The 14,371-nt window shown below is 42.9% G+C and carries 13 protein-coding genes; 2 read left to right on the forward strand and 11 right to left on the reverse strand.

Features of this window, described 5'->3' with window-relative positions:
- Positions 1-5: 5 nt before the first annotated feature.
- From ACVC7Q_RS03360 to truB, 7 genes are all read right to left on the reverse strand, one after another.
- Entirely contained in the window at positions 6-872 is an 867-nt protein-coding gene (locus ACVC7Q_RS03360; protein WP_368403295.1) for a phosphate ABC transporter substrate-binding protein PstS family protein, read from the reverse strand.
- 107 nt (positions 873-979) lie between these two features.
- Positions 980-2,284 carry an RsmF rRNA methyltransferase first C-terminal domain-containing protein gene (locus ACVC7Q_RS03365; RefSeq protein ID WP_447264836.1) on the reverse strand — a complete coding sequence of 435 codons (1,305 nt, stop codon included), beginning with the start codon at positions 2,282-2,284 and terminating at the stop codon, positions 980-982.
- Positions 2,285-3,055 (reverse strand): inositol monophosphatase family protein, encoded by a 771-nt coding sequence (locus ACVC7Q_RS03370; RefSeq protein WP_447264837.1) that lies wholly within the window; start codon positions 3,053-3,055, stop codon positions 2,285-2,287.
- A complete protein-coding gene (locus tag ACVC7Q_RS03375) occupies positions 3,045-3,323 on the reverse strand; it encodes a UPF0223 family protein (protein WP_003003480.1) in 279 nt (92 codons plus the stop codon). The genes ACVC7Q_RS03370 and ACVC7Q_RS03375 overlap by 11 nt, the downstream gene beginning before the upstream one ends.
- A gap of 12 nt (positions 3,324-3,335) precedes the next feature.
- Positions 3,336-3,737, reverse strand: coding sequence for a Spx/MgsR family RNA polymerase-binding regulatory protein (locus tag ACVC7Q_RS03380; RefSeq protein ID WP_021152971.1), 402 nt, complete (start codon positions 3,735-3,737; stop codon positions 3,336-3,338).
- A gap of 172 nt (positions 3,738-3,909) precedes the next feature.
- A complete protein-coding gene (locus tag ACVC7Q_RS03385) occupies positions 3,910-4,830 on the reverse strand; it encodes a bifunctional riboflavin kinase/FAD synthetase (RefSeq protein ID WP_447264838.1) in 921 nt (306 codons plus the stop codon).
- A gap of 4 nt (positions 4,831-4,834) precedes the next feature.
- Positions 4,835-5,731, reverse strand: a complete 897-nt coding sequence (gene truB, locus ACVC7Q_RS03390) for a tRNA pseudouridine(55) synthase TruB (protein ID WP_447264839.1) — start codon at positions 5,729-5,731, stop codon at positions 4,835-4,837.
- 180 nt (positions 5,732-5,911) lie between these two features.
- Here truB and ACVC7Q_RS03395 point away from each other — a divergent pair, with 180 nt between their 5' ends.
- Positions 5,912-7,228 (forward strand): FAD-containing oxidoreductase, encoded by a 1,317-nt coding sequence (locus tag ACVC7Q_RS03395; RefSeq protein WP_447264840.1) that lies wholly within the window; start codon positions 5,912-5,914, stop codon positions 7,226-7,228.
- 314 nt (positions 7,229-7,542) lie between these two features.
- Here ACVC7Q_RS03395 and ACVC7Q_RS03400 read toward each other — a convergent pair whose 3' ends face one another.
- The 4 genes from ACVC7Q_RS03400 to pcrA form a co-directional block, all read right to left on the reverse strand.
- Positions 7,543-8,343, reverse strand: a complete 801-nt coding sequence (locus tag ACVC7Q_RS03400) for an alpha/beta fold hydrolase (RefSeq protein ID WP_447264841.1) — start codon at positions 8,341-8,343, stop codon at positions 7,543-7,545.
- A 31-nt stretch (positions 8,344-8,374) separates the two neighbouring features.
- Positions 8,375-8,818 carry an N-acetyltransferase family protein gene (locus ACVC7Q_RS03405; RefSeq protein WP_447264842.1) on the reverse strand — a complete coding sequence of 148 codons (444 nt, stop codon included), beginning with the start codon at positions 8,816-8,818 and terminating at the stop codon, positions 8,375-8,377.
- A gap of 9 nt (positions 8,819-8,827) precedes the next feature.
- Complete coding sequence (locus ACVC7Q_RS03410) at positions 8,828-10,102, reverse strand: DUF2130 domain-containing protein (RefSeq protein ID WP_447264843.1); 1,275 nt, start codon at positions 10,100-10,102, stop codon at positions 8,828-8,830.
- 370 nt (positions 10,103-10,472) lie between these two features.
- Entirely contained in the window at positions 10,473-12,758 is a 2,286-nt protein-coding gene (pcrA, locus tag ACVC7Q_RS03415) for a DNA helicase PcrA (protein WP_447264844.1), read from the reverse strand.
- A gap of 152 nt (positions 12,759-12,910) precedes the next feature.
- Between pcrA and ACVC7Q_RS03420 the strand changes: the two genes are divergently transcribed.
- Positions 12,911-14,101, forward strand: a complete 1,191-nt coding sequence (locus ACVC7Q_RS03420; RefSeq protein WP_447264845.1) for a cation diffusion facilitator family transporter — start codon at positions 12,911-12,913, stop codon at positions 14,099-14,101.
- Positions 14,102-14,371 lie beyond the last annotated feature (270 nt).

Below are 14,371 nucleotides of genomic sequence, written 5' to 3' on the forward strand. Positions count from 1 at the left end.
TTCTTTTATTTTTTTGTCACATTCCCTTTTAAATCACGGGTGACTTTCATATCATTGATTGGAATATAGCCCATCTTGCCAACAACTTTTTGCTGAACCTCATCCGTCATCATGTAGTCAATGAATTTTTTAGACAAGTCATTGGGTTTTCCCTTGGTATACATATGTTCGTAAGACCAGATTGGCCAGTTATTGTTGACGACATTGGCTTTGGTTGGTTGATAACCATTGAGCTTCATGGTTTTGACACTGCTATCCAAGTAGGTAAAGGCTAGATAAGAGATGGCTCCTGGCGTTTGAGAAACGATGTTTTTCACCATTCCATTAGAGTCTTGCTCTTGGGCCTGCTTGGGTTGTTTGCCATCCATGATAATGGCATCAAAGACAGCACGGCTACCAGAACCTACGGCACGGTTCACAATCGTGATCTCAAGATCTGGACCACCCAACTGCTTCCAGTTGGTATATTCACCTGTAAAGATCTTTCGCAATTGCTCCGTTGTCAAATTGTCGATTGAGATATTTTTATTGGCAATGATGGCTGTCCCTGCTACGGCTACCTGATGATCGACCAGACTAGAGGCATCGATACCAGACTTTTCCTCTGCAAACAGGTCACTATTTCCGATATCTACAGCACCTGATTGAACTTGTGAAAGTCCTGTACCAGAACCTCCTCCTTGTACATTCACAATCTTACCAGGATGTTCTTCAATGTAGCGATCTACTACTCCTTCAACCAAGGGTTGTAAGGCAGTCGATCCAACAGCAGTGATGGATTCTCCGCGATTGATCCAAGAAGCACAAGCAGATAAACTTCCTGCTAATGCGATCGTCGCTAGTCCTAGGATCAGCTTTTTAGACTTTTTCAAATCATGTCTCCTTGATATTTCACTATTTCACTCATAATTTTGACAAGTTTTTTTCAAAAAAAACTGTACTTCCACTATATCATAGAACGGGTTCTTTGCCCAGCATTTTACCTAAAACGAAGCCCCTTTGGATAGAAATTTTTCAGGGTTTGCCCGGTCACTTTAGCAAAGCCCAAACCATTGCCTTCTATGACGACCTGGTACCAACCATTTGGATGCGTTTCCTTCAATTGAACTGTCTCTCCCGCCACATAATGAACAAAGTCCTCAGGCGTGATCGAAACGGTCTCTTTGACTTCACTCGGTTTCAGAGCTAGACCAAGAGCAAAACTAGGTTCAAATCGATTTTTCTTGAAGGTTCCTAGGTGCAAGCCATTTCGGGCAATTTTTACTTTTCGCAAATCAGATAAACCAAGTGGAACCAAATACAGCTCGTCACCAAAGATTTCAAGGACCCCTTCTAGAGTAATCTTCAAATGTTTCTTAGCAAATTCCTGCCACCATTTCTTTTGTTCAGCAGATAATTGGTCCTTTTTGGAAGGGATGTTAGCAGGCCGATTCTCTCCTAGATAACGAAACTTAGCGACAAATTGGCCCTCCCCTTTAAAGCGATGAGGATACATACGCGCGGTTTCTGGATAGTCAATGCCTTCTGCCATACCATTGATCTTCTCGATCGTTTCCAGCTCCAGATCATAGTTTTCCAAAAGCCAGGATACAATTTCTTCATTTTCCTCTGGAGCCCAGGTACAGGTTGAATAAACCAAGGAACCACCTTGGACCAACATCTTGAGGGCATCCTCTAGAATTTCTCTTTGAAGAAGACTACACTCTCGAGGATATTCGACGGACCAATAGTCCATGGCATCTGGTTGCTTACGAAACATCCCCTCACCCGAACAAGGAGCATCTAATACAATCAGATCAAAAAAGCCTGAGAAAACTTTTGCCAGACGATCGGCTGACTCATTGGTTACCAATACATTTCGGGCACCGAAACGTTCGACATTCTCTACGAGAATTTTCGAGCGTCCCTTGTGGATTTCATTGGAGACCAAGAGTCCTTGATTGTCCAAATAAGACAAGAGTTGCGTCGTCTTACCACCAGGTGCTGCGGCTAAGTCTAGAACCTTCATCCCAGGCTTCGGCTGGGCGACTTGGGCCACTATCTGAGCTGCTGGTTCTTGTGAATAGACCAAGCCCGTTGCGTGTTCGATGGATTTCCCTGAGACCTTTCCATAATGGCCCCAAGGAGTATTGGGAATCGGATCATCAAATACTTTTTGTACTTCTTTCAAAGGATTGGTGCGAAAGGCTGCTACTGCTTCTTGATCAAAGGTCGCAAAAAAAGCAGCAGCATCCTCACCTAGAAGATGCTGGTATTTTTCTTTAAAACCATTGGGAAAATTCATTTAACTTCTCCCTTTCTTAAGATAGGTTTGAATCTCTGTTAACTTCATTTTCGGAACCATCATAATCGGTTCCACTGTCTGGTAATTGGGTTGATCCCCATTTAGATTTAAGACGGTATAGCCTAAGCGTTCGCCCATGATCGCTGCGGCTGCATAGTCCCATGGCCAGATATAGCTAAAGTATGCTAGAATACCACCTGAGAGAATTTTTGCAAAACTAATGCCGGCACTACCATAGACGCGAATTCCTAGGGAGTCCATTCCAAGATCGGCCATGCCCCAGTCATTTTTCTCAAGCATACCAACATTTGACGCAATCAAAAAGTTCTCCAAAGGCTGATCTACAAAGGGCGTCAGTTCAACATCATTGCGATAAACTGGGAATTCTCCACCCCCATAAAAGAGGTGGTCTCGCATGACATCGTAGATCAATCCAAATTGACCAATTCCATCTTCAAAATAGGCTACCATAACCGCAAAATCTTCCTTTTGGGTCACAAAATTATTGGTTCCATCAATGGGATCAATGACCCAAACCGTTCCTTTTGAAATCGAAGATCGAAGGCCATCTTCCTCCGCAAAAATCCGATCTTCGGGATAGCGACGATTGATTTTTTCAACCAAATCATTTTGAACCTGTTGGTCCATCTGGGTTACTAAATCTGTCGGCCCAGTCTTTTTTGAGATCATCAAGTCATCATGGAGATGAAGACGCAAGTAGTCTCCAGCCTCTAAAACGATTTGTTTGGCAAACTCTAACTTATTCTTCAAGAGAAAACCATCCTTCCTCTTTTTGCTTTGCAGCCTGGGTCGCACGATAGAGAGAATAACCACTCACTTCTTCGAACTCCCGTCCGAGACGTTTTTCTTCTCCGATACTAGGCACGACCTTCTTAAAAGCGCGGTAGGCTTCCATGTATTCTTTGGCCTCTACCTTACTTTCATAGGCTTCTTCAACTTTATTGAAAAAAGAAAGCACTGAAGCAAGCTCTTCAGTGCTCCACGATAAGTCCAGTGGGTAACTATAATTTTTTTGCATTCGACATACTTCTTAGTTTATTTCTGCTCTTAGAGTGGCAGAGCGTAACTCTTGTTTACGATAACTCCGCGGCAAGAAGGCCCGAATTTCGTCTTCGTTAAAGCCGATCTGCATGCGTTTGTTATCTAAAATAATCGGTCTCCTCAAGAGACTTGGATTTTCCTCAATCAGACGAATCAAGGCTGAGATCGATAAATCTTCAACATCAACATCCAATTTTTGAAAAATTTTTGAACGAGTTGAAATAATGTCGTCTGTTCCGTTTTCGGTCAAGGCCAATATACTTGTCAACTCCTGTTTGCTCAAAGGACTTGTCATAATATTGTGTTCTTTAAATGGAACATCGTGCTTTTTTAACCAAGCCCGAGCTTTTCGACATGATGTACAACTCGGTGATAAAAATAATGTAATCATGTGGTTCACTTCTTTTTTTATATATAACTATCTAACTCTATTATACAAAAAAATTAGGTGCTTGAAAAGCGCTTTTTTGATTTCTCGACGATTTTTCTGATTTTAAGTAGAAAAAAAGAAACCACTTTCATTATTCCCCAAAAGACAGCAGAAAAAAGGACTAGGTAGCTTCCTAATCCTCGGTCCAGTTTCGTGAAACTGCTTCATCTTCTTCTAGTTGAGTCACTAGTTGATCTATCCCATCAAATTTGACCATTTCTCGAATCTTATCTAACCAGTGAATGGTCAGGGTATGGCCGTAGATGTCTCCTGAAAAATCAAAGAGATTGACTTCAAACCGAAGCTCTTTCCCATCAAAGGTAATATTCTTCCCGACAGAAGCCATGCCCCGGTAGGTATGCCCTTTAAAATCGACATCAACTACATAGACTCCATCTGATGGTAGATAGGTCCGATCAATCGGTGCTAGATTGGCAGTAGGATAGCCAATGGTACGGCCACGCGCATCTCCATGGACAACAATTCCCCGACTGGACAAGGGATGACCAAGCAACCGTGCAGCTTCTTTGACCCGTCCTTCTAGGACAGCTTGACGGATGCGGGTCGAACTGATCTTTTCCCCCTGATCCAATACAGGAGAAATGACTTCCACCTGACCATCAAAATAAGCAGCTAAGTCAGAGGCAGTTTTCTTATCAGAGCCAAAACTATAATCAAATCCAGCAATTAAAACTCGGGCTCTCAAGGCTTTTACGAATTGATCAACAAATTCTTTGGCTGTTTTAGAAGCAAAATCAGTCGTAAAATCAATGAGAAAGAGCTCATCCACTCCTAGTTCGTTTAATTTTTGGAACCGATCCTCAGGGCTTTGCAAATGGAGCAACAATTCTGGTTGGTAGCGAACAAAGGCCAACTTAGGAGATTCAGGGAAGGTTAACAAAGCAACCTTCAAGCATTTTTCATCCGCGATCTGACGCGCCTTTTTAAAGAGTTCTTGATGCCCCAGATGCAGGCCATCAAAGTAGCCCAGAACCAAAACTGTCTCATTCTCCAAGTGGATCTGGTTAGCAGTAGTTATCGTACGAATATTCATGAATTTATTGTAACACACTTTCTGTTAGAAAAACTTTTCGAGGTTTGTAAAGTTCTTCTCTTTTTTCTAAAATGGCTACCAATTTCCCTTGGTAAAAAGCAGCTAACTCTCTGGCTTCGCTCTTAACTGGAATAAAGCGTCCTACTTGGACTTCGCCAACCTCTTGGGCTGTCAACTCTACTTTTTCAAGATCCCCGGTTCCAATTTCAAGTGGGTAAAGGAAGCTCAAATCTCCTTGAGATACTTTTTCTGCCACTTCTTCCAAGGTCAGGGCATCATCCAGTAACAAACCTGCAGCACTGGTTCGTGTTAAGTGGGACATGTGGGCGGCGTAACCCAACTTTTGACCCAAATCCACCGACAAGGTCCGGATATAGGTCCCCTTGCTGCATTTAACCCGGAAACGAAAACGGGCTAGTCCTGTCTCATAGCCGATCTCACTGGTACGCGTAAAGTCATAAATGGTCACTTGTCGGACAGGGCGTTCCACTTTTTCTCCTGCCCGTGCATACTCATAGAGCTTACGCCCATTGACCTTGACTGCTGAGTACATAGGCGGTACTTGCTCGATTTCACCCACCATTTGGGCAATCATGTGGTCTACCTCTGCTGCATCTAAAGGTGCTTCCACTGGCGTCCGCTCGACGACTTCCCCGCTGGCATCTTCCGTCGTGGTAGAAAATCCCAAAGTGATTTCGCCCTCGTAGATTTTACCCTCATCCTGCATAAATTCAACCATCCGGGTCGCTTTTCCTACGGCAATCGGAAGCACTCCCACCACATCCGGGTCCAGAGTCCCTCCATGGCCAATCTTCTTAGTACCTAGGATTTTTCGCAGTTTAAAGACCACATCATGTGAAGTCATTCCTGCTTCTTTTTTTACATTGATAATTCCGTTCATCTGGTTTGCTCTTTCTAACTCATATGTGACCATCCGGGTCACCGACCTCTTATTATACCATGAAAGCAGGCTTCTTGTCCCTCTTTCCCCCTTCCCATGAGCTCCTAAAAAATCCCGTAGCAGATTTCAGACTTTTTAAAATGGGTTTGATACAATAGAAACCGAAAGAAGGTGTTACATATGTTAATGTATGATGTTATTGTTATTGGATTTGGTAAAGCTGGTAAAACACTTGCAGCGAAATTATCAAGCCAAGGGAAAAAAGTCGCTCTGATTGAAAAGAGCAAATCTATGTACGGTGGTACTTGTATCAATATCGCTTGTATTCCCACCAAGACCTTGATTGTTGCCGCAGAAAAAGGCTTGGATTTTGAGCAAGCCATGAATGAGAAAAATGCAGTCACCACTCGTCTCAATGGCAAGAACTATGCAACTATTGCTGGAACGGGTGTGGACATTATTGATGCGACAGCTCGTTTCCTTTCCAACAAGGTCATCGAAATTCAAGCAGGTGAGGAAAAGGAAGAATTGACAGCTGAAACCATTATTATTAATACTGGTGCGGTGCCAACTATCCTTCCAATCCCAGGACTTGCTGAAAGCAAATTTGCTGTAGATTCAACCGGTATTCAACGGCTGGAAAACCTACCTAAACGCCTGGGTGTCCTTGGTGGTGGACCAATCGGATTGGAATTTGCCCATCTCTACAATACCTTGGGTAGCCAAGTAACGGTACTAGACGCTTCTGAAGCATTCTTGCCACGGATCGAGCCAAGCATTGCAGCTCTTGCAAAAGGCTACCTTGAAGAAGATGGCATTCAATTCTTGCAAGGTGTTCATACCCAAGAAATTAAGGATGGCGAAAACAGCTTAACCCTTATAACCGATAAAGGAGACTTCGAGTTCGATATCCTCCTCTACGCAACAGGACGTAAGCCAAATACAGCTGGACTTGGTCTTGAGAGCACAGACATCCAAGTCACTGATCGTGGAGCGATTCAAGTCAACCGTCATTTGGAAACCAGCGTCCCTGGTGTCTTTGCAGTTGGGGATGTCAATGGTGGGCCTCAGTTCACCTATATATCCCTCGATGACTTCCGCATCGTCTTCAACTACCTCACAGGCGATGGTAGCTACAATCTCGAAACACGCGGAAACTATGCGACAACACTCTTCATTGCTCCTCCATTGGCCCAAGTCGGCTTGACTGAGCAAGAAGCACGCGACAAAGGACTTCCAGTGGCTGTCAAAGAATTGCCAGTTGCTGCCATGCCACGTGGCCATGTCAATGCAGACCTTCGAGGTGCTTTCAAAGCCGTAGTCAACCCAGAAACCAAAGAAATCCTTGGAGCAACTCTCTTTGGAGAAGCCGCAGGTGAGCTCATTAACCTGATCACTATGGCTATGGACAACAAGATTCCTTATACTTACATCGCAAAGCAAATCTTTACCCACCCAACCATGGCAGAAAACCTAAACGATCTCTTTGCGATTTAACTAACATAAAAACGCTGGAAAAATTTTTCCAGCGTTTTAGAGTGTAGACAAACTATTTTTTACATAAAATAGCTAGACAATTTCTAAAAAAATGATTTCTATTTTCTTGAGTCATTTAAGCAACTATAAAACTTTCCTCTGTGAGAAAAGTGCTTGAAACATTACGTTTCAAGCACTCGAGAGTTTTGAAACTTTAGGTTCAAAACTAAGTCATGGAACTTCTTAGAAGTTCGCTGACGTCCGACCTCACCAAAGGAAAGTTTTTAAGGATGCTTTGTCTTCAATATGAAACGCTGGAATTTTACCAGCGTTTTTTAATGTAAAAATCCACAGACAGCCTCTTGAAATGCTTTATTTTCTTCATACAGAGCATGACCTGAATGCTTAAGAATAAGGAGCTGACAACCCGAAATCGCTTTTGCCAGTTCCTTGGATCCCTTCACACCGATCACATCATCTTCAAGTGCACCAAGAACCAAGGTCGGACAATGAATTTCTTTTAAGACCTCAAGGCTATCGTGAGTGAGGCAAGACTGAGACTGAATGGAAATTCGTTTCTCATCTTTGATTCGCCCCAATCGACCCATGATATTATAAAGCAAGCGCCACTTTTGATAGCTCTTTTGCGTGTAGGAGTGCTGTGCAATATCCAACATGAGATGCTTAAAATTTCCGGATTGACTGAGTTTTTGCCAATACTCAATTCGTTCTCTAGCAAGTTGACTAGGATTCGCTGTTGTCACAGCTAGGATGAGCCTTTGAACCCTTTCTGGAAAATCTACAGCTAACCATTGAGCAATCATTCCACCTTGTGAAATCCCCATAACATAAGCGACATCTAGGTTTAGTGTCTCCATTGCTTCTGCTACATCTGCTGCCATATCCCGTGTCGTATAGCCCTGCCTCAACTCATTAATTCGAGAAAAAACATAGATTTTATAATGCTTAGCAAGTAGACGATAAGAGAGGGAAAAGAGCTGGGCCTTTCCTTTAACCGTCTGCACCCCATCTCCCAAGCCTGGTATGATCACTAATGGCTTCTTACCTTTACCAAAGGTCACATAATCCATGCTCTTATCGTTAAAATATAAGGTTTTCCCTTTTGTTGAAGACATTACTTCGTTCCCTCTACTATTTTTTCATAATCTATTTATGTTGAGTTTTTAAATGCAAGGCAAAGCCGGCAGTCACTTTTTCAAATCCAACTGCCTGATAAAACTGATGTGCAGCATTTCGTTCAGCGGTTAATCCACTATTTAAAGCCAGTGCCTCAACTCCTTCTTTTACCGCTTGTTTTTTCAATTCATCGATTAGCCTACTAGCAATTCCTTGTCGTCTTGTTTCTTTTGCAACTGACAAAGCTAAAATACGATAGTAAGATCCATCTGCTTCAAAAAAGAAGAGCTTTGCATAACCTAAGAAACCTAAAATTTCTCCGTTTCTTTCAGCTAGAAGACAGTCATAATGTGGTTGAGAAAGAATCATTTCTAAACGTCGAGACAGATTAGAAGCGGTCGTTGGATAGCCCAAGTCTTCGTATAAAGACAGTAGGGCTTCAGCATCTTTCATGGTTGCTTTTCGTATCTGCATAGGATCCTCCTATTCTCCCCTCAGTGCTTCAAATTTCGCTTTCATGGTTGGATTTTTGCGGGTCAATTTTTTGACTGATACATCATCCAGCTTATTATTGGCAAGTCGGAGTTGATTTTCGGATGTGGTCAGGAATTTCTTGACTTCTTCCATGCGTTTGATGGCTTTGTCGATTTCATCGATGGCCTTACCGAAGTTGACGGATGCTGAATTGTAGTTCTTAGCAAAGGCAACCTTGAAAGCATCCAGGTCTTCTTCAAAGTGGGTGATGTCGATATTTTGTTCACGAATAAGTGCTAGTTCTTGCTTGTATTTAAGAGAGTTAAGAGCCGCATTGCGTAAGAGACCAATCAACTGGATAAAGAACTGAGGACGAACGACGTACATCTTCTCATACTCGTGGCTAACATCGACAATCCCTGTATTGAAGTAGTCATTATCTGCTTCAAGCATACTTACCAAAACAGCATACTCACAGTTCTTTTCTCGACGATCCTTGTCCAACTCCTTATAAAAATCGGCATTCTTATGCTTCTTTTCAGTCCCGTCAGCTTCATTTTTCATCTCAAACATGATGGAAATGAATTCTAGCCCATTTTCATCAAAATCACGGAAGATGAAGTCTCCTTTAGAACCACGCGCAGAGACCTTATTATCCTTTTCGAAATAAGCATTTGGAAAAGCGAAACTACGAACCTTGTTAAACTCACTTTCCGCATACTGCTCCAGACTTTCTCCGATGGCCTTGGTTGATTGTTGGGCCTTAAAATTCTTATAGAACTCAACCTGCTCATTAGCCGCCTTAAGCTGGGCCTCATAGTTTTGTTTAACCGAAGTCAGAGAAAGTTCATTTTCTTTTTCTTGTAGAAGGAGCTGATTTTTGACCTGATCCCGTTCTTTTTCTAGGTCAGATAAAGTCTTTTGCAGTTGGTTTTCATGCTCCAAGCGCAAGGTGGCTAATTGATTCTCCAATGCCTGAACTTCTTTTTCTTTCTCTAACAAACTCTGGCTAGCAGTTTGTTCCACCTCTTTTTTGGCCAATTCCTTTTCGGTATCAAACTGTTGAATCTGGTTTTGTAACTGGGCAATTTCTTGGTCCTTCTTGGCTAACTTCTCTTGCTGCTCATTAAGGGCCTTTTGCTCAGCTAAAGCCAACTCTTGCCGAATTCGCTCATGAATTTCCTTGTCAAACTCATCTGTTCGTACCTGTGACAAGAGTTCGCTGTATTGACTTTCATTGACTGTAAATACTTCCCCACAGTTGGGACACTTGATTTCGTTCATAGTATGCCTCTTTCTCTATTCTTAGTATATTATATCATGCTACCAGTAAAATCAAAACCAGCAAACGAGGCTTGCTGGTTTCAACTGAATATTCATTCCTCTATAGAGACTTTTCTTAGGTGAGGCCGGACGGTAGCGACTCCCTTTGGGTTTCCATACCTTAGATTTGAGCCTCACGTCTCAAATCTACCGAACACCAGAAACTGATGTGTTTCTGGTGCTTTCCTCACGGCGAAAAGTCTCAACCTATTCTGCACTATTCCCAGAAGTTCTTTTCTTGGAGCTTTTTCTTGCAGTAACAAATTAGATCCTCAAGGAGATAGTGCATGTTTATGATCTGAAACAGTACACTTAGCTTACTGGCTTCAGTTTATTTCTTCTCAATCGGCGCGACACTGGCCAAGAGTTTCTTGAGCCCCACTTCTGGGAAGTTAATCTTAAGCTCTTGGGTGTTGCCACTACCAGAGACTTCAAGCACAGTTCCTTCTCCCCACTTCTTGTGAATAGCAATGTCGCCAATAGACCAAGCGACGCTCTCTTTAGCACTAGAACGGTTGCTATTGCCAAAGGGGAGGCTTGATGATGTGAGGGCACTTGGAGCTGCTTGTCTCTTGCGCTCTTGAAGGGCTTGTGACAGACTCATGCCTTTTCCAAAGGTCGTTCCGCCACCATTGCTATAAGATGCCTTAAAACTAGTGTTGACTGGACGGGCCAATCCTTGGTAGGTTAACAAATCTGAGCTAATTTCATTGATAAAGCGCGTCGGACGGTTGTAGCTGGTCCGCCCAAAGAGCAAACGAGAATTGGCATTGGTCAAGAAGAGAACCTTCTCTGCCCGCGTGATCCCCACGTAAGCCAAACGACGCTCTTCTTCCAACTCATCTGGATCCTCAGCCGCACGACTAAGTGGAAAGACATTTTCTTCCATCCCAATCAAGAAGACAACTGGAAACTCCAAGCCTTTAGCCGCGTGAAGAGTCATCAAGGTCACTTCTGAGGTCTCTTGGGCTCCATCGTCTGTATCGGCAATCAAGGCCAAATCATTCAAGAAACGACTCAAGGTTTCCACACCTGTTTCGTCTTTGACGGTTTCCCCGTTTTCATCAAAATTCTTGGTAACAGATAGGAACTCTTGGATATTCTCGATGCGGGCCTGACTTTCCAAATTCCCCTGATTGGTTAAGGCTGTCATATAACCCGTCTTGTCAAGGACTTCTTCGACCAATTCTGTAATGGTCAGCTGGTCCAATCTTTCTCTCAAATCAAGAATGAGATTGGCAAAATCCCAGATAGCCTGGGCTGCCTTTCCTTTGATACCTGAGAGCATGATATTAGCCGAAGCATCCAGGAGCGAAGTCTCTTGCATTTGGGCAAAATCGCGAATCTTATCTACTGTACCTGGCCCGATTCCCCGCTTAGGTTCATTGATAATGCGCTCAAAACTGATATTGTCACTGAGGTTAGCAATCAAGTTCAGATAAGCAATGACATCTCGAATTTCCTTCCGGCTGTAGAACTTGGTGCCCCCTACCATAGTGTAGGGAATGTTGGACTTGAGCAAGGCTTCTTCAATGGTCCGTGACTGGGCATTTGTCCGGTAGAGAACAGCAAAATCACGGTGTTTGTAGCCAGCTTCGCGACTAAGCTCTTCAATCGTTTTAGCAACAAAGACCGCTTCATCCTGCTCATCATTGGCCCGGTAATAGACAATCTCTTCCCCGTCAGCATTTTGGGTCCAGAGATTCTTTGGACGGCGGTTCCGATTATTTTTGATAACATCGTTAGCTGCTTGTAGGATGGTTTTAGTGGAGCGATAATTTTCCTCTAACAAAACGACCTTGGCATCGGGGTAATCCTTTTCAAAGTCGAGAATATTTTGCATGTCTGCTCCCCGCCAGCCATAAATAGACTGGTCCGCATCCCCAACAACACATATATTTTTAAAGCGAGAAGCCAACAGTTTGACTAATTGGTATTGGGCATGGTTGGTATCTTGGTACTCATCTACATGGATGTATTGGAACTTCTGCTGGTAATAGGTCAGCACATCAGGATGCTGGTCAAAGAGACGCAAGGTCAGCATGATCAAATCATCAAAGTCCACCGCTTCTGACTGACGGAGTTCCTTTTGGTAAGCCTCATAACACTTGGCGACGATCTGGGTATACATATCTCCCGCTTGGGCAGCATAGGCCACTTCATCAATCAAGTCATTTTTGGCATTGGAAATAGTCCCCAAAATGGTCCGTTCATTCCATTTCTTAGGATCCAAATTCAAGGACTTCAAGATCCGCTTCATCAAGGTCCGTTGCTCACCTGGATCGACAATGGTAAAATTGCGATTGTAGCCAATGTGATCCGCATCTCGACGGAGGATACGCACACACATGGAGTGGAAGGTTGCAATCAAGCAATCTTGGGTGGCTGGATTCAATTGATAAGCCCGCTCCTTCATCTCCCGAGCGGCTTTATTGGTAAAGGTAATGGCCAAAATATTCCAAGGATTGACCATTTTTTCATCGATCAAGTAAGCGATGCGGTGGGTCAAGACACGTGTCTTACCAGAACCCGCCCCCGCCATGATCAAGAGGGGACCTTCTGTCGTTTGGACCGCCTCTGCTTGGCGATCATTCATACCATTCAATAAAGGATTCATCTCATACTCCTCATTCATTCAATCGTTCTATTATACCACAAAAACCGACCTAGCTTCTTTTAAAAAAGGACTCATTTGAATTTCCCTTCCAAAAACGATATAATAGTAGCTTAAAGAAAACAGGTTCATATCCGAGGTTGTAGGAGGAAATTTTGGAAAAACCATACAGTAACTTAAAACTGGCCGAACGTGGTGCCATCATCAGTATTTTAGCCTATTTACTACTTTCTTCAGCAAAATTAGCTACCGGCCATCTGCTTCATTCCTCTAGTTTGGTCGCTGATGGATTTAACAACTTATCAGATATTATCAGCAATGCTGCCCTGCTCATCGGGATTCGTCTCGCTCGCCAACCTGCTGACCGTGATCACAAGTTTGGTCACTGGAAAATTGAGGATCTAGCTAGTCTAGTCACCTCCATCATTATGTTTTATGTCGGTTTTGATGTCTTACGCGATACCCTCCAAAAGATCTTCAGCAATGAAACTGTTAGCATTGATCCACTCGGTGCTGGTGTCGGAATGGTTTCAGCCCTTGTCATGCTAGCCGTTTATTTCTACAATCTTCGCTTAGCAAAACGTGCCAAATCCAAAGCCCTAAAAGCAGCCGCAAAAGACAATCTTTCAGACGTCGTCACATCTCTTGGGACGTCGATTGCGATTGCTGCTAGTGCTTTTAACTATCCAATTGTCGATAAAATCGCAGCCATCATCATCACCTTCTTTATCCTCAAAACAGCCTACGATATTTTTATGGAATCTTCCTTTAGTCTTTCAGACGGCTTTGACGATAGTCTCCTCGAAGATTACGAAAAAGCTATTTTAAAACTCCCTAAGGTTGCTCGTGTGAAATCTCAACGTGGACGGACCTATGGAAGCAATATCTATCTGGACGTTGTCTTAGAGATGAATCCCGATCTTTCAGTCTATGAAAGCCATGCCATTACAGAAGAAGTCGAGGATCTCTTGAAAGAAGAATTTGGAGTTTTTGACATTGACGTCCATGTGGAACCTAGCTCAATTCCTGAAGATGAGCTGATCGAAAACGTTGAAAAGAAACTCTTGACCTACGAAAAACGCCTCTATGCTAAGCAAGAATTTGATACACTGCTAGCGGATAATTATACCTTGATTGACGATACTGGTCACGAACACCACAAGGCGGAATTAATAGAGGCTCTCGCAAGCGACCAAGTTCAATTCCAAAACTTTGAACTGGAGTCCATCAGCCAAAAAACCAAACTCATACGCTATGAACTAGACGGTCAAATCCATACCAGTCTCTGGCGTCGCCACGAAACTTGGCAAAAGATTTTCCATCAAATTACTAATAAAACAGACTAGAAAGCTAGGAAGTATTTCCTAGCTTGAGAGAGTATCCAAACCTTATAAAAAAGTTAATTGATTCTCCAAAAATTTTCTATTTTTTAAAATGAATCAAAAGTATACCAAAACTCCCGAGTGCTAGAAACAGTGATGTTTCTAGCACTCGGGAGTTTTGAAACCTTAGGTTCAAAACTAAGTCATGGAACTTCGTAGAAGTTCGCTGACGTCCGTACTCACCTAAGGAAAGTTTTTAAGATAACTTTGTCTTTAATCTAAAGCTAGGAATGA

The organism is Streptococcus sp. W151 (assembly GCF_053010205.1).